This is a genomic window from Duganella kummerowiae (genome assembly GCF_053572355.1).
Genome location: NZ_JBKFEH010000004.1, coordinates 118,736 through 135,854, shown reverse-complemented (window position 1 = coordinate 135,854; position 17,119 = coordinate 118,736). Strand labels below are relative to the sequence as shown.

Annotated in this window: 10 protein-coding genes and 1 pseudogene; 8 read left to right on the top strand and 3 right to left on the bottom strand. The window is 64.7% G+C overall.

All coding sequences use genetic code 11. The features are described from left to right. Positions 1–44 precede the first annotated feature (44 nt). A complete protein-coding gene (locus ACLB1G_RS03975; RefSeq protein ID WP_491625889.1) occupies positions 45–3,626 on the bottom strand; it encodes a pectinesterase family protein in 3,582 nt (1,193 codons plus the stop codon). Between the two features lie 50 nt (positions 3,627–3,676). Beyond that, positions 3,677–4,255, bottom strand: coding sequence for a PEP-CTERM sorting domain-containing protein (locus ACLB1G_RS03970; RefSeq protein WP_491625888.1), 579 nt, complete (start codon positions 4,253–4,255; stop codon positions 3,677–3,679). A gap of 426 nt (positions 4,256–4,681) precedes the next feature. Between ACLB1G_RS03970 and ACLB1G_RS03965 the strand changes: the two genes are divergently transcribed. The 6 genes and pseudogenes from ACLB1G_RS03965 to ACLB1G_RS03940 all read left to right on the top strand — a co-directional run. Further along, entirely contained in the window at positions 4,682–5,299 is a 618-nt protein-coding gene (locus tag ACLB1G_RS03965) for an EF-hand domain-containing protein (RefSeq protein ID WP_491625887.1), read from the top strand. A gap of 185 nt (positions 5,300–5,484) precedes the next feature. Then, entirely contained in the window at positions 5,485–7,041 is a 1,557-nt protein-coding gene (locus ACLB1G_RS03960; protein ID WP_491625886.1) for an efflux transporter outer membrane subunit, read from the top strand. 42 nt (positions 7,042–7,083) lie between these two features. Then, positions 7,084–8,223 (top strand): efflux RND transporter periplasmic adaptor subunit, encoded by a 1,140-nt coding sequence (locus ACLB1G_RS03955; protein ID WP_491625885.1) that lies wholly within the window; start codon positions 7,084–7,086, stop codon positions 8,221–8,223. A gap of 12 nt (positions 8,224–8,235) precedes the next feature. After that, positions 8,236–11,316, top strand: a complete 3,081-nt coding sequence (locus tag ACLB1G_RS03950; protein WP_491625884.1) for an efflux RND transporter permease subunit — start codon at positions 8,236–8,238, stop codon at positions 11,314–11,316. A gap of 179 nt (positions 11,317–11,495) precedes the next feature. Beyond that, entirely contained in the window at positions 11,496–11,705 is a 210-nt protein-coding gene (locus ACLB1G_RS03945) for a zinc ribbon domain-containing protein (protein ID WP_491625883.1), read from the top strand. A gap of 60 nt (positions 11,706–11,765) precedes the next feature. Next, positions 11,766–11,903 (top strand): annotated as a pseudogene (locus ACLB1G_RS03940) (transposase); the annotation flags it as partial. Positions 11,904–12,116: 213 nt separating this feature from the next. Here ACLB1G_RS03940 and ACLB1G_RS03935 read toward each other — a convergent pair. Then, positions 12,117–12,848 (bottom strand): SDR family oxidoreductase, encoded by a 732-nt coding sequence (locus tag ACLB1G_RS03935; protein ID WP_491625882.1) that lies wholly within the window; start codon positions 12,846–12,848, stop codon positions 12,117–12,119. Positions 12,849–12,916: 68 nt separating this feature from the next. On the opposite strand from ACLB1G_RS03935, the gene ACLB1G_RS03930 reads away from it, so the two are divergent. Together ACLB1G_RS03930 and ACLB1G_RS03925 are read left to right on the top strand one after the other, a co-directional pair. Next, complete coding sequence (locus ACLB1G_RS03930; RefSeq protein ID WP_491625881.1) at positions 12,917–13,564, top strand: TetR/AcrR family transcriptional regulator; 648 nt, start codon at positions 12,917–12,919, stop codon at positions 13,562–13,564. Positions 13,565–13,807: 243 nt separating this feature from the next. Continuing rightward, positions 13,808–16,870: a glycoside hydrolase family 2 TIM barrel-domain containing protein gene (locus ACLB1G_RS03925; protein WP_491625880.1), complete on the top strand. Its 3,063-nt coding sequence runs from the start codon at positions 13,808–13,810 to the stop codon at positions 16,868–16,870. The last annotated feature ends 249 nt before the right edge of the window (positions 16,871–17,119 follow it).

The following is a 17,119-nucleotide window of genomic DNA, read 5'->3' as shown; positions in this document are numbered from 1 at the left end:
TGACCGCTGTGCTGCCGGCGGCAATGCCGGGCGGCAGGCCTCGCCTAGGGCTGCGGATTCCAGCCGGCGCCGTTGTTGAAGGCCGACAGGATCTGGGCCCGGTTGGCGTAGCCGGCCGCCACGTCGGACGCGCTCAGCAGGAAGCCGCCGGCGCGCGCACCGAGGTTGAGCGGATTGCCCGCCAGGTCCGTGCTGCCATATTCGCGCCAGCCGGAGGCCGCCGTGGCCACGGCCGGATTCGGCGCCGGCTGGCTGTTCACGCCGGCGCCGGCCCAGCCCACGGCCGCGACATGGGTGTCCATTTTCGTGTTCACGAACACCACGTTGTCGAAGTAGCTGCTGCTGCCCGAGCTGCGCGCCAGGTAGGTGAGGCCAGTGGGGACGTCGCCGTGCAGCGGTCCGGGACCGGCGCCGTGCGTCAGGCGCGAGTTCAGGAACACATAGCCCTTGTCGCCGGCCGCCAGTGCGCGCGCCTGCAGGATGTAGCCGCCGCTGCCGGCATTGGCGGTGTCGCCCACCGAGCGGATTTCGCATTCCTCGAACAGGGCGGCGCGCGCGCTGCCCCAGATGAAGTCCACATTGCCTGCCACCAGGCTGCGGTAGAACCAGGAATAGCCGTTCAGGTTGAGCGTGTCCTGCTCGCTGTAGAAGCTGGCGTTGGTGGCCACCAGGCGTCCGCTGGGGCTGTTGAAGTAAATGGTCTCGGCCTGGGCCGAGATGCTGGACGAGCGCAGCGTGGTGTTGCGCAGGGTGAGGGTATCCAGCACCAGCAGATCGTCGCTCTCGGCCAGGAACACGGCGCGGCCGCCGGCCGGGGTGCTGCTGTCGGACGCCTGGCTGGCGCCGGAGCCGGTGTTGAGCGTGTCGTAGTTGCTATACTGGATGACGGCGCCGTCGCGGCTCTCGCCCTTGAGCGTCACATTGTCCTTGTTGCGCAGGTAGAGCAGCTCGTTGTAGGTGCCGTTGCGTACGTTGATGGTCAGCGGATCGCTCTTGCCCAGTTGCTGCATGGCGTAGTTGAGGGCGCCCTGCACGGTGTCGAAATCGGTGTCCGCCGCCACGCCCACGGTGAGGCTGGAGGCGCCGGACGCCGGGCCGTAGGCGCGGGTGGTGAAGGACCAGTCGCCCAGCTTGCCAATGCCGACAAAGGGCACGCCGCCCAGGGTGGCGCCGGTCACCACGCCATTGGCGATGGCCACGTAGTACTCGGTGTCGTATTGCAGCTTGTTCAGGTGCGGCTTGATGACGAGCGTGTTGCCGGAGATGGTGACCGGGGTGGTGTAAACCTTCCTGACCTGGGCTTGGCCCGGGTAGCCCAGGGTGTCGGACTCGCCGGACAGCTTGATCACGTCCACCTGGGCGTTGTCGCTCTTGCGGAAGATGCGGATGGTGCCGCCCGTGCCCAGGGTGGGCGCGTTATCGAAGGTCAGCCTGAGCGAGGCGTCGATGTTGACGTTGGCCGCTTGCGCGGCCGGCAGGGCCACGCCGGCCAGGCCGTAGCTCTGGGTGGGCTGCACGAACTGCGGGCTGATGGTGGCGGCGATGCTGCGCTTCAGGGTGGGATCGGAATCGCTGGCCAGCGTGATGGTGGCGCTGCCTGCGCCCACCGGCGTGACGGTCAGCGTGCCGCCGTTAATGCCGACCACCGCCACCGCCGGATTGCTGGAGCTGGCGCTGTAGGTATCGGCCGCGCCATTGGGCTGCAGCGCCGTCACGGCCAGGGTCAGCGGGGCGTCGCCCACTTCCGCGTTGTAGCTGGTGGTGGCCGGGCTGACGCTCAGCTGCGAGGGCTTGAGGGCCGGGTCGCCGATACGCACGTCATCGATCTGGAACGATTTGTTGGCCGTGTACAGGCCGATGGTGCCGCGCTGGCTGAAGGCCGCATCCGTGATCGAGCCCAGCGACTCGCCGTCCAGGTACACCGTCAGGGTGCTGCCCTTCAGTTCGAAGCGCACGGTGTAGAACTGGGCGTCCATGTTGATGGGCTTCTTGGTCTGCTTTGGCCGGGTCAGGGAGCCGGCCGCCATCTTGGCGATTTCGACCTGGGTGCTGGCGCTGCTGTTCTGTACGTTCAGGCCGGCGCCGTACCAGTTGTTGCTGTCGGTGTAGCGCGCCAGCAGGTACAGGTATTTGTTGCCGGTTGTGCCATTGGTGAGCGGCTTGATGCGCGCCTCCACATAGTAGTCGCCGGAGGCCGGTACGGCGGCCATGGCCGTGCTCTTGAGCGTGGCCAGCACGCCGCCGGTGGTGGCGGCCGTGTACTGCAGCACCTTGTTGCTGCCGCCCACAGTCTCCGCCTTCACGCTGAAGCTGCCGTTGGGACCGCTGACCGGCAGCAGATTCCAGTTGCCCGCGCTGCCGTTCTGGAAGTCGTCGCAGAAGTACAGGCCGGTGGCCGGGCAGGTGAGGGTGAGGCCGGGATCGGCCGTGACATTGCCGCTGCCGCTAATGGCGGTGCTGATCTTGCCATTGCCTGCCTGCGCCAGCGCATTGGCCTTGACCAGCGCGACCGGACGCGGCGCATATGCATATGGCACGGTCCAGCCCACGCTGCTGGGCGCCGAGCAGCCGGCCAGCGCGGCGCCGTTCAGCACCGAGCCGCTGTCCTTGAAGGCGCCGGGCACGGTGCCGCCGATGGGCTCGACCACGTCATCGCAGCGGCTCACGCCGGCAATCTCGAACACATTGTTCTGCGACAGGATGGCCGCGCTCTGGCCCACGCCTATGCTGTAGTCGTAGGGATAGGCAGGATGCGACTTGCTGCCCACGTAGTAATTGTTGAACACGTGGACCTGGCCGTAGCGCACCCGTGGCGCGCGGCTGACCACGTCGCGGAACACGTTGTTGCTGAAGGTGATGCGCAGCTTGCCGGCGTCGCCGGTGGCGCTGTCGCTGGAGCCGACCAGGTTGTTCTTGCGGTGCTGGCCGAACACGTTGTACGACACGGTCACGTAGTCGGAGGCGTTGGTGATGTCCAGCGCGCCGTCGTGGCATTGCTTGACCTGGCCGTTTTCGATGGGCAGCAGGTCGTCCGTCATGGCGCCGTCGGTGAAGGTGTTATGGTCGATCCAGATGTGGTCCGAAGCGGAGACGCCGATGCCGTCGTAGGCCGCGTTCCAGTTGCCCAGGGCGCCGTCGGTGGGGTCCCAGATCGGCCCGACGTCGCAGGGATTGACGATCTTCAGGTTGCGGATGATGACCTGCGAGACGCCGGACAGTACGATGTGGCCATTGATGATGCCGGCGTTGGCGCCGTCGCCGATCAGGGTGGTATTACTCTTGAGCTTGATGGCGCCGCGGATGGCCTGGTCACCCGTATTGGCGTAGGGCACACCCTCGCTCATGTCGATGGTGCCGGTCACCTTGATGATCTTGGCGTTGCTGCCGCCGTTGCTGATGGCCGTCAGCAGCTGCGAGCGGTTGCTGACGGTGTAGATGTTGGAGGATAGCGCTTGCGCGCCGCCCACCGTGCCGCCGCCCTGGGCAGCCCAGCCGTCGGCGGGGGCGGCTTGCAGCGCGCTGTCGGTGCTGGCGGCCGCAGCGTGCGCCAGGTGTGTGGAATAGCCGCCGGCGCCAGCCAGCAGCAGGGCAAGGCCGAGCGCGGCCCTGAAACCTGTGAGTCTCATCTTGTTCTCCCGGTAGGGGTATATATGTAGGGCGGCCAGGCCGCCCGCTGTCAGTTCGCTGCCGTACCTTTGCGCCGGCGCCGCAGCGCCACCAGGCCCAGTCCCGCCATCATCATGCCGGCGCTGAAGGGCTCGGGCACGGGGGAGGCCAGGGTGATGGTGGAGTCGAAGGAAGCGTAGGTGCTGTTCCAACTGACGGCGCTGAGGTCGATCTCGATGGTGTGGCCATCGATCACCCGGTATACCGGCGTGCCGCTGGTGTCGCCGGCGCTGGACAGGGCGAAGCCGGTGATGGCGGCCGGCAGCGAACTGCCAAAGTCGAAGCGCGCCACATGGGTGCCCGCCACGATGACCGGATCGGCGGCGTAGACCGTCAGCAGGCCGCTGGCGGCAAAGTCGAAGCCGAACTGGAAGTCGGCCGTGTAGAACTCGACGCCGACATTGGTCGGGTCCAGGTGGCTGCTATTGCTGTTGGACAGGCCGGCCGTGAAGCCGCTGTCCAGGCTGAGTATCGCAGCGCTGTCGCCGTTGTAGCTGGCGCTGATCAGGGCGTTTGCCAAGGGGGTTGCCGCCGCATGCGCGGCGCCGGTGGGCAGGGCCAGGCAAGCCGCCGCTACCAGTGTCTCCATGATTGCTTTTTTCATTTTTTGTAGTCCCAAGTAAGAGAAAGACGCCTGGACGGCGCCGGTCGGAACACCTCGCGTGTTCCGTGCCATCGAGACGAGGGCCGGCAGGCCGAGGTCGCGCGTGGTCGAAAACTCTGTGCGGCCGTGGCCGCTTTGGGGATGCCGCATTGCCGGGCAATGCACATCAATTGGTCAGACCATTCTAAGGCGGCCTGACCAATTTTACAAGGCGAACTGACCAATTACAGGTGCGGCGCGTGGCATTGTTGTCATTGCATGAATGTTGGCAAGATTAAATGCTTAAAGGAAACCGTGGTTTTGTTGATTCGGGGCTGAAAAAAGGATGGATTTTGTCAAAACGCTGATAGAATGTGGCGTAGGAAAATAATTTCAGACGGCCATACCGGGCTGTCCTCTAGGGAGTCGGCTATGATCCATCACATCGTTGGTCCATCGATCTCTGCCACGTTGGCGGCGGAGCAGCAGGGCGACCAGAATAAGATTGCCAACAATGCAATCGATACGAGTAATTTTGATCTGAGCGCCAGCCTGGCTGCCTATATGTCGTTGCCCGGTTACAACAACGTCCAGGGCGCCCAGCAAGCCAGCGGCGCCGACAACAGCACCGACAACACCGCCCAGTCCGTCACTGCCGCCACCGCCGAGGACGAAAGCCTGAAGCTGGCCCTGCAGCAGTTTGACGAGGGCTTGAAAAAACTGGTGGACCGCCCGGAAACCCAGGCCTTCCAGGCCAAGTTCGGCGCCAGCCAGGAAGACGGCAAGCCAGCCCAGTTCCCGACTTCCGAGCCGGTCGAGGGCGACCAGCCCAATCCGCTCGATGACAGCGACCTGGTCAAGGCTGCCGATACCAACCACGACGGCAAGGTAAGCGAGGAAGAACTGGGCCGCTACCAGGAACCGCTGACCTACCGCGCCCACTCCGAGGACGCCGCCACCAAGCTGGCCGACAGCTCCACCGCCTTCTCGCTGAATGAAGTCAACCGTGCCTATGGCGGGGTCTCCACCGCCGCACTGGCCGCCGCCTGACCTGTATCAGCCTCCACCAGCGCCCCATGACAGCGATGCTGCATGGGGCGTTTTGCATTGGAGCGCGCATTTCCCTGCTGTCCGTATGGTAATCATACAAAAACAACACCAACTGCATAAAAAATGCGAATATGTCGATCTGACCTTCCAGTCATTTAATTTTTGATCGAGCTCGGAGCTGTCAATTGAAAAAACTGAACTTCCAGCATCTCGCCATGGCAGCGGCGGTGGCGGGCGCCTTTGCCCTGACCGGCTGTGCCGTCGGCCCCGACTTCAAGACGCCCGCGCTGCCGGCGGCGGCCCAGGGCCAGGCCTACACTCCGGACCCGCTGCCGGCGCAGACCGCCTCGGCCCAGGGCGCGGGCGGCGCGGCGCAGCAGTTCAAGCTGGGCCAGGAACTCCAGGCCCAGTGGTGGACCATGTTCCAGTCGCCCGCCCTGGACCAGCTGGTGCGCGAAGCCCTCGCCAACAGTCCGTCCATGGCGGCCGCCGAGGCCACCCTGCGCCAGGCCCAGGAAAACTACCGGGCCCAGGCCGGCGACCTGTATCCCACCGTGGGGGCCACGGCCGGCGCCCAGCGCGCGCGCTCCTCGGCCGCCACCACCGGCACCCCGAACGGCGGCGTGACCAATCTGTATAACGCCTCCGTCAGCGTGTCCTACACCATTGACGTGTTCGGCGCCACCCGGCGCGCGCTGGAGGCGGCCCAGGCCCAGGTGGACTACCAGCGCTACCAGGTGGAAGCGGCCTATCTGGCGCTGACGGCCAACGTGGTTACCACCGCCATCCGGGAAGCATCGCTGCGGGCCCAGCTCCAGGCCACGCGCGAGACGCTGGACGCCCTCAACAAGCAGCTGGGCCTGATCGAGAAGCAGTTCGAGTTCGGCGCCATCCCGCGCGCCACCCTGCTGACCCAGCGCAACCTGGTGGCGCAAACCGCTGCCACCCTGCCGCCGCTGGAAAAGGCGCTGGCCCAGGCGCGCCACCAACTGTCGGTGCTGACCGGCCGCCTGCCCGGCGAGGCCGGGTTGCCGCAGTTCGAATTGTCGGCGCTGGCCTTGCCGCAGGAACTGCCGGTGTCGCTGCCGTCGGCCCTGGTGCGCCAGCGGCCCGACATCCGCGCCAGCGAGGAATTGCTGCACCAGGCCAGCGCCCTGGTGGGCGTGGCCACGGCGGCCCAGTATCCGCAATTCACGCTGAGCGGCGCCTATGGTTCCTCGGCCCTGACCGGCGGCGCCCTGTTCGACTCGAAAAACATCGCCTGGAACCTGGGCGCCGGCCTGACCGCGCCGCTGTTCAACGGCGGCGCCCTGACCGCCCAGCGCCGCGCCCAGGAAGCGGCCTATGACGCGGCCGCGGCCCAGTACCGTTCGACCTTGCTGAGCGCCTTCCAGAACGTGGCCGACAGCCTGCGCGCGCTGGAATCGGACGCCGCCGCGCTCAAGGCCCAGGCCGAGGCCGACGCCATGGCGGCCGAATCGCTGGCGCTGGCCGAGCAGCAGTACAAGCTGGGCGCCATCAGCTTCCTGGTGCTGCTGGACGCGCAGCGCACTTACCAGCAGTCGCACATCAGCCTGGTGCAGGCCCAGGCCGCCCGCTACGCCGACACGGCCGCGCTGTTCCAGGCCCTGGGCGGCGGCTGGTGGAACCGCGCCAACGGCGTGCCGGCCGCGACGCCGGTGTCGGCCGCACCCGTGTATGGCAGCAGCGGCAGCAGTGGCGGCAGCAGCGGCGTGCAATAACAATAAACCGGATTACGACCTTACTCTGCAGGAGAATGATAGATGACCAAGCGTATGCTCATCATGATAGGACTGGTGCTGGTGCTGGTGGCCGCCCTGGCCTTTGGCAAGTATCTGCAAATCCAGAAGCTGATCGCCAGCCAGCCCAAGCCCGGCGCGCAGGTGGTCACCGCCGTCAAGGTGGAGGCGCTGGAATGGCAGCCGCAGCTGACCTCGGTCGGCACCCTGGTGCCGGTGCGCGGCGTGGACGTGACGGCGGAAATCGCCGGCCTGGTGCGCAAGGTGAACTTCAAGTCCGGCGATGAGGTCAAGGCCGGCCAGGTGCTGTTCGAGATGAACGCGGATGCCGACATCGCCCAGCTGCGCGCGCTGCAGGCCGCCGCCGACCTGTCGGCCACCGTGCTCAAGCGTGACAAGCTGCAATTCCAGGCGCAGGCCATCAGCCAGGCCCAGCTGGACAGCGACGAGGCCGACCTGAAGAACCGCCAGGCCCTGGTGGCGCAGCAAAAGGCCACGGTGGACAAGAAAACCATACGCGCGCCATTCTCGGGCAAGCTGGGCATCACGGCCGTCAATCCGGGCCAGTACCTGAACCCGGGCGACAAGCTGGTGACCCTGCAAACCATCGATACCGTATATGTTGATTTCTCGGTGCCGCAAAAGCAGCTGGCCGGCCTGTCCATCGGCCAGAAGCTGGCGCTGACCAACGACGCCTTCCCGGGCGTATCGTATGCCGGCAAGGTGACCGCCATCAGCCCGAAAATCGATGCCGCCACCCGCAACGTGCAGGTGGAAGCGACGGTGCCCAATCCCAAGCGCCAGCTGCTGCCCGGCATGTTCGCCAATGTCTCGCTGGACCTGGGCGAGAAGAAGAAATACCTGACCCTGCCGCAGACCGCCATCACCTACAATCCGTACGGCTCTACCGTGTTCGTGCTGGCGCCGGGCACCGGCAAGGATGCGCCCAAGGATGACAAGGGCAATGCCCAGCTGGTGGCGCAGCAGGTGTTCGTCACCACCGGTCCCACCCGTGGCGACCAGGTGGCGGTGCTGACCGGCTTGAAGGAAGGCCAGACCGTGGTCACCAGCGGCCAGCTCAAGCTGAAGAACGGCACCCCGGCCGTGATCGACAACAAGGTCCAGCCGGCCAACAGCCCGAATCCGACCCCGCAGGAACACTAAGGACGGCGCCTCATGAACTTTACCGATATCTTCATCAAGCGGCCGGTGCTGGCCAGCGTGGTGAGCCTGCTGATCGTGGTGCTCGGCTTGCGCTCGCTGTTCAGCCTCCCGGTCAACCAGTATCCGCACACCGAGAACGCGGTGGTGACGGTGTCCACCACCTACTACGGCGCCGACGCGCAGACGGTGGCGGGCTTCATCACCCAGCCGCTGGAATCGGCCATCGCCCAGGCGCAGGGCATCGATTACCTGTCCTCGACCAGCAACAGCGGGGTTTCCACCATCACCGCCACGCTGCGCCTGAATTACGATTCCAACCGCGCCCTGACCGAGATCACCACCCAGGTCAACTCGGTCAAGAACGCGCTGCCGGCAGCGGCCCAGCAACCGGTGATCTCGGTGCAGATGGGCCAGACCACGGACGCCATGTACATGGGCTTCTACAGCGACACGCTGCCGACCAATAACGTGACCGACTTCCTGGTGCGCGTGGTCAAGCCCAAGCTGGACTCGATCCAGGGCGTGCAGACCGCCGAGCTGCTGGGCGCGCGCCAGTTCGCCCTGCGCGCCTGGCTGGACAAGGACAAGATGGCGGCGCACGGCGTCACCGCGGCCGATGTCAGCAACGCGCTGGCCGCCAACAATCACCTGACCGGCCTCGGTTCCACCAAGGGCCAGATGGTGAGCGTGCCGCTGACCGCCAATACCGATCTGCACTCGGTAGACGAGTTCAAGAAGCTCTCCATCAAGCAGGAGAACGGCGCCATCGTGCGGCTGGAGGACGTGGCCACCGTCACCCTGGGGTCGGAGAACTATGACTTCAACGTCGCCTTCAGCGGCGTGCGCTCGGTATTCATCGGTATCAAGGTGGCGCCCGGCGCCAACATCCTGGACGTGGCCGAGCGCGTGCGCACCGCCTTCCCGGACATCCGCTCACAGCTGCCCAACGGCCTGACCGGCGAGATCGTGTACGACTCCACGGAGTTCATCAACACCTCGATCAAGGAAGTGATACACACCCTGGTGGAAGCGCTGATCATCGTGACCATCGTGATCTTCCTGTTCCTGGGCAGCTTCCGCGCCGTGATCGTGCCGGTGATCGCCATGCCGCTGTCGCTGGTCGGCACCTTCTTCATGATGCTGATGCTGGGCTACTCGATCAACCTGCTGACACTGCTTGCCATCGTGCTGGCCATCGGCCTGGTGGTGGACGACGCCATCATCGTGGTGGAAAACGTGGACCGCCACATGAAGGAGGGCATGAAGCCCTTCGACGCCGCCATCGTCGCCGCGCGCGAACTGGGCAGTCCCATCCTGGCCATGACCGTGGTGCTGATAGCCGTGTATGTGCCGATCGGCTTCCAGGGCGGCCTGACCGGCGCCCTGTTCACCGAATTCGCCTTCACCCTGGCCGGTTCGGTGGCGGTGTCCGGCGTGGTGGCGCTGACCCTGTCGCCCATGATGTGCGCCCGCTTCTTCAAGCCGGAGCAGGACCAGGGCCGCTTCGTGCAGGCCATCGACCGCATCTTCGAGAAGGTCCACAACGGCTACCTGCGCGTGCTGCATGGCTTGCTGGGCACCTGGCCGGTGCTGATCGTCATGGGCTTGATCCTCAGCCTGTGCCTGGGGCTGATGTTCAAGCTGTCGCAGTCCGAGCTGGCGCCCGAGGAAGACCAGGGCATCGTGCTGTCGCAGATCGTCGGCGCCCCGACCGCCACCTCGGACCAGATGCAGGCCTACGCCGAACAGGCCTTCAAGATCGGCAAGTCGATGCCGGAATACGCGCAGATGTTCCAGATCACCGGCGTGCCGACCACCAATGCCGGCATCGGCGGCGTGCTGTTCAAGCCATGGGAGCAGCGCAGCCGCTCGGCGCATGAGATCCAGCAGGACCTGCAGGCCAAGTGGAACACCATCGCCGGCGTGCGCGTGGCGGCCTTCCAGTTCCCGGCGCTGCCGGGCAGCTCGGGCCTGCCGGTGCAGTTCGTGATCACCACCACGGAGCCCTTCGAGAACCTGAACCAGATCGCCCAGCAGGTGGTGGACAAGGCCAATGCCGACCACAAGTTCTACTTCTCCGACGTCGACCTGAAGATCGATGCGCCGCAGGCCACGGTGGACGTGGACCGCGACAAGCTGGCCACCCTGGGCCTGACGCAGCAGGACTTCGGCAATGCGCTGGGCGCGGCGCTGGGCGGCGGCTACGTCAACTACTTCTCGATCTCGGGCCGCTCGTACAAGGTGATTCCGCAGGTGCAGCAGGTCGACCGCCTGAATCCGGACGAGGTGCTGGACTTCTACCTCAAGACCCCGGACGGCCAGATGATCCCGGCCAGCACCGTGGCCAGCATCCGCCACACCGTGGTGCCGGAATCGATCACCCGCTTCCAGCAGCTGAACTCCGTCACCATCTCCGGCGTGACCGGCGAATCGCAGGGCGCCATCCTGGAGTACCTGCGCAATACCGTGAAAGAGATCGCGCCCAGCGGCTACACGGTGGACTACGCCGGCCAGTCGCGCCAGTACATGCAGGAGTCCGGCGGCTTCGGCCTGACCATGGGCTTTGCCGTGATTATCGTGTTCCTGGCCCTGGCCGCGCAGTTCGAATCGTTCCGCGATCCGGTGGTGATCCTGATGTCGGTGCCGCTAGCGCTGTTCGGCGCCATGATCTTCATCTTCCTCGGCTTTGCCTCGGTCAACATCTACACCGAGGTCGGGCTGGTGACGCTGATGGGGCTGATCGCCAAGCACGGTATCCTGATCGTCGAGGTGGCCAACCACAATCGCGAGCATGGCATGTCCAAGCGCGAGGCCATCGAGGCGGCGGCCGGCACCCGTTTGCGCCCCATCCTGATGACCACGGCCGCCATGGTGTTCGGCGTGGTGCCGCTGGTGATCGCCTCCGGCGCCGGTGCGGCGGGCCGCCACGCCATGGGCCTGGTGATCTTCACCGGCCTGTCGATCGGCACCCTGTTCACCCTGTTCGTGGTGCCGGCCTTCTACATGTGGCTGGCGGGTGAGCACAAGGTGAAGGCCAAGGCTGATGCCGAAGTGTCCCACCCGGCGCCACCGGCGCCTGAAGTGGCACACTAAAACGGCATACCAACCCCAACGGCGCGGACTGACCTCCGCGCCGTTTTTCATTGTGGAGCAGTCAGGGAATATGGGAGTTACTGCTGATACGCGCTGTTCATGGTGGCCGGCGCTTGCTACGTGTCGGGCCGAAACAAACGATGTTATGATGAAAATTCAATAACAAGCTGGAGGTGGCGATGAGCGGCAAAAAAAACTGCACCGAATGCGGCAGCGACGAGCACTATGCCAGGGAGATTAGCCCCGGCGCCACCGGCGAATTGCTGCCGGTCGGCAGCCTGCACGGTGCAAAGTACAAAGTGGTCGTCTGCGGAAACTGCGGCTATACACGCTGGTTCGTGCCCGAGCGTTTCCTGGGACTGGTAAGGGAGAAATTCGAGCCGGTTTGATGGAAAGAAGGTGAGCTGATGGTGCCCCGCAGAGTGGTGTATGAAGAAATCGCCGGAATAGGCAACTACTTCCCGGCCTTCCTCAAACCCCGCCGCATGGCGGAAAAGGCCCTCACCGCCGTGATCCAGGAGGCTTGTATCCAGGGCATCTCCACCCGCTCGGTCGACGAGCTGGTCAAGGCCATGGGCATGAGCGGTCGTTGGTGGCGTGATAGTGCGAAGCTGCTAAACAGTGTTTTCACCATCGCGTACTTCGACCGTCTTGGCGTACCCCGCCTGTCCTGACCTCAACTACTCGAACCGCCCGGAGCGGACCCGCGTGCCGGGTGGTGTGGCAGGGGGGCGGCTAGCACGCTGGCCGACCCTGTGCCAGTTATGATGAAAAATCAAATGACACACGCAGCGTGTCAATCACCATGGGGTGGCGCCCTCGGGTTCCACAAAACGGCCGGATACCGCGTCCTCGCCAAGCAAGGCATACCTGACCGGGAGGGCAGCACCTTCCTCTGCAGTCATAAAACCGGTGTGTCCAGTCAGGTCTGTTCTGACATACCCGGGACTCACCGAATTCACCACTATGGCGGTATCGCGCAGTTCTGCCGCGAGCTGTACAGTCAGCATGTTGAGCGCCGCCTTGGATGCGTTGTAGCCCATCAGCCGGGCCGCGTAGTAAGGTGAGCCGGGATCGCCGTTCAGCGTCAGCGATCCCAGAGAGCTCGACAAATTGACGATCCGCGCCGCCGGCGATGAGCGCAGCAGTGGCAGCATGGCTTGCGTTACCGCCAGGGTTCCGATGAAATTAGTTTCCATGATCCGGCGAACAGCTTCCACCGAAGAAGTTGTTGGCGGGCCGTCTGCAGCGTCCACGATGCCTGCGTTGTTGACCAGAATATCCAGTCTGCCATGTTCAGTGCGGATCGCTTCGGCGGCCGAGGCGATGGTGGCTGGGGCGTTGAGATCGAGCTCGACTGATTGCGCGGCCAGGCCTTGTGAAGCCAGGCTCGCCAATGCAGCCTTGGCGCGCTCGGCGTCACGGGCGCCAATAATAACGGTAACCCCGGCTTGCGCGAGTTGGCGCGCGATCTCCAGTCCGATGCCTTTGTTTGCGCCAGTAACGAGCGCGACGCGGCCAGTGGCTTGCATAAATCCTCCTTTCGGTATCCAACGATGAAAGTAGTATATGAAGTATCATTCAGTTTGAATATTCGCTTATGACAGTGCCGCCTACCACTACGCTCAACGCCCGTAAGAAGCCGCGCCAGGCGCGTGCCAAGGCCACCTTGGACGCAATTTTTGAGGCAACTATTCAGGTTTTGCTGACTGATGGCCAGCAACGCCTGACCACCACCCGCGTATCGGAGCGCGCCGGTGTTTCGGTCGGCACCATGTATCAGTATTTTCCTCACAAAAGCGCGCTGATCTACGCCTTGAATGGACGCTATCTGGAAGTGCTGGCCGAGAAGGTAGAGCAGGTTTGCTTCGCCCAGCGCGGCGCTTCCGTCGAGCGGATGGTCGCAGCGCTCGTATCAACTTACTGGAGCGTCAAAATGGAACGGCCCGAGGTCACGCGGGTGCTCTACCAGACTGTCGTTGAAATGGATAACCGGCCGTTGATCGCGGAGTTTGCCCGCCGCGTGGACGCTGCCACTGCTGCCATGCTCGCGAGCGCATCCGATGCTGTGTTCGTCGATTTGCCTACTGTAACGCTCACGTTGTTGACCACGGTGTTTGGAACGGTCCGCAATGTATTCGAGCGAGAGCTGTCTCCTTCCGATGCCAACGCAGTGCTTGGTCAGCTGGTGGTGATGTGCCTGGCGTACCTGACATGCGTGAGCCGCGCCCGCGGCAGGCAGCCCTAAGAACCCGTTTCAAAATGAGCAGGGCTAGGCACGGGCCAAGGCCGGGACGACGAAGACAGTGCGCCTGCACGGCTCGGAGCCGTAACGACGCCATGGTCATTTGAAACGTCCTTCAAGCCTGAGATCACTCCCTGTTCGGCGACAAAATCATCATGTTGAGCGTGAGGGGCGATGGATCTCATCGCATAATTCAAAAGACTTCAAAAACTTACCTGGACTGGACAGCGTGCCGTTGATGGGAGCATGACAGTGTTACGACAATTCGCCGCCCTGGGGGCGCTGCTGGCCACTTTCACCGGCGCGCAAGCGGCCTACGTCTATCCGAGCGCCGATGCGGCTTACTCGCTGTCGCTGAATGGCTCCTGGTCCTTCAAGTACATCCCCTCGCTGGCGCCCGGCGCCGACGCCGGCTTCACGGCGCCGCCGTTCGACGTCTCCGGCTGGAAGACCATCCCGGTGCCCGCCAACTGGGAACTGCAGGGCTTTGCCGAACCTTCCTACGCCGATGAGCTGAAGGATGGACTGGGCCTGTACCGCCGCACTTTCAAGGTGCCGGCCGGATGGCAGGGACGGCAGACCTTTTTGCGCTTCGAGGGCGTGGGCTTCGGCTACGAGGTCTGGGTCAATGGTAAAAAGGCTGGCGAGTCCTCCGCCAGCGCCTTCAACCGCCACACCTTCGACGTGACGCCGCTGCTGCAGGAGGGCGACAACGTGCTGGCGGTGCGCGTCACCACCAAGCCGCACGGCTATGAGTTCGACCTGAACGACGACTGGTCGCTGTCCGGCATCTACCGCGACGTGACGCTGATCTCGGTGCCGGCCACCCATATGCAGGACCTCGGTACGAAGACGACGCTGGCCGCCGATGGATCAGCCGAACTGGCGCTGGACGTGCTGCTGAGCCGCGACGACGGCGACGTGCGCGCCAGGCTGCTCGATCCCGCCGGGCGCGTGGTGGCCGAACAGGTGCTGGCGCGCAGTGGCGATTCACGCCGCGCAGTGACGTTCCGCGTCGCCAGGCCGCGCCTGTGGACCGCCGAAACGCCATCGCTGTACAGCCTGCAGCTGACCGTGTCGGCGGGTGGCAAGCCGATACAGAGCGTGAACCAGCGCATCGGCCTGCGCGAAGTGCGCATAGACGGCAGCGTGCTGCTGCTCAACGGCCAGCCGATCAAGATGCGCGGCGTGAATCACCACGACCTCGATCCCAGGCTGGGCCGCGCGGTGGACGAGGCCGGGATCCGGCGCGACCTGGAGTTGCTGAAGAAAGCCAACGTCAACTACCTGCGCACCTCCCACTATCCGCCACACCCGCGCCTGCTGGACCTGTGCGATGAAATGGGCATTTACGTGATGGACGAGGTGGCGATAGGCCACGGCGAACAGAACCTGGAAAAACCCGAGTACCTGGACAATATCCTGGCCCGCGTCGAACCCACCATTGCGCGCGACAAGAACCACGCCTCGGTGCTGGTCTGGAGCATAGGGAACGAGAACCCGATCACTGACGCGGAACTGAAAACCGGCCAGCTGGCCAAGCAGCTCGATCCGACCCGGCCCATCACCTATCCGAAAATCGGCAGCTATTTCGCCAAGAACTATGAACGCATACCCGCCTTCGTGGATATCTACGCGCCTCACTATCCGAGCAATGCCACGCTGAAGAACTATGCAAGCACGCTCAAGCGCCCAACCATCCTGACCGAGTATGCCCACGCACTGGGCCTGGCCACGGACCGCATGCAGGAGCAGTGGGAGATTTTGCAGAACAACCCGGTGTTCGCGGGCGGCTCGATCTGGCACTTCCACGACCAGGGCTTGCTACGCACCAGCGGCCAGGCCGTCGATCCCAACAAGCCCACGCAGCTGGTGTGGACCGATCCCTATCACTACTACGATACCCACGGCCTGGATGGCACCGATGGCCTGGTGTATTCGGACCGCACGCCGCAGGTCGACTACTGGCAGATGCGCAAGGTGTATGCGCCGGTGCAGTTTGCCGATCGCGGCGCCAGCGTGCGCGCCGGGGCGCAGGAAATCGCGGTCTCGCTTGAGAACCGCTACGACTTCCGTTCGCTGGACGGCGTAAAGCTGTACTGGAGCCTGCAGCGCAATGGGAACAGCGTGCAGCAGGGCCAGGCTGCGCTGCACGCCAAGGCGCATGGCCGCGAAACTGTCAAGCTCAAGGTCAAGGTGCCGTCCGCCACGGCGCCGGTGCCCGACGTGCTTACCTTGAACCTGCGCGCCGTCGATGAACAAGGCTTGGAGATCAACGAGCGTACGATGGTGCTGGAGCAGCAGGGGGCGCAGCGCCCGGGCTGGACCGCGTCGCTCAAGGAGCAGGGCGCGCCGCTGCTGGTCCAGAAGCCCGGCGAGATCACCATCACCACCGCGCAATGGGTGCTGGCCGTGCAGCGCGCCTCGGGCAAGGTGACGATACGCGACCGCGCCGGCAAGCTGCTGGTCGATGGGATCTATCCGCACACCGGGCGCAAGCCGACCATGGCGGAAGCGCTGGGTGCCAAGAAATCGGGACTGTGGCTGTCGTCCATTGCCACCGCGCTGGAGTCGCCGGTGGTGGAGGCGCAGGAGCATGACGGCGGCGTGCAGCTGTCCATCTCCGGCGCCTACCAGCTGCCCGCCGTGCAGGACACGGCCCAGGCCAACGCGGCACCAGCGGCGCCGGACGACCTGATACCGGATGCGGGCAAGGCGGATAAAGCCGCACCCGGCCGGGAACGCAGCGTGAGCGGCAAGATACAGCTGTTCATCGGCCGCAACGGCGCGATCCAGGTCGGCTACGACTTCACGCCGTCGCCGGGCGAGGGCCATCTGTCCGAGGCCGGCCTGTCGCTGGTGGCGCCGGCTGGCATGGGCGAATTCCGCTGGATAGGGCAGGGACCGTATGCGGGCTATCCGGGCAAGGACAAGCTCAATGAATTCGGCCTGTACCACCTGAACCGCGCCGACTTGCGCTTCCAGGGCAACCGCCGCGGCACCGAGCTGGCGCTGCTGACCGATGGCCGGGGCGCGGGCTTCGCCTTGTCAGTGGCGGCGTCGGACGTGGCCGTGGAACGCGCCGGCGACACTACCCTGCTGAGCCACAACGCCCAGATCGGCGGCCTGGGCAACAAGGGCACCGGGCCCGAAACCAGCCTGGCGGTGGAGAAGGTCGGCCATATCGCCGGCGCCTTCACCCTGGTCCCGCTCACGGGCACCTGGCCCGGCGCGCTGGTGCGCTGGTTCGGCCAGCCGGCACCGGCGAAGGACGTGTTCAAGCCCTTCTATCACAGCTACGACCAATGACACGGACGGCGGCCGGCACCCGCCGTTTGCTCCCTATTTTGCAACAGCGGCGAGTGCATGCCAGTCGCGTTCATCCTTCATTCCCCATCCTTTGATCAAGATTCGAAGGGTCGGTACCAGCGACCATGGCCGCATTTTCGTGCTGCCGTTCCACTCAACCTGCCCGCATTGAAAGCAAATTTGCATGGTGCTGGTCTGCTGGTTCGCACGGAAGAAGCTAATTGTATGGTGAAGAGCACTGCCATCAAT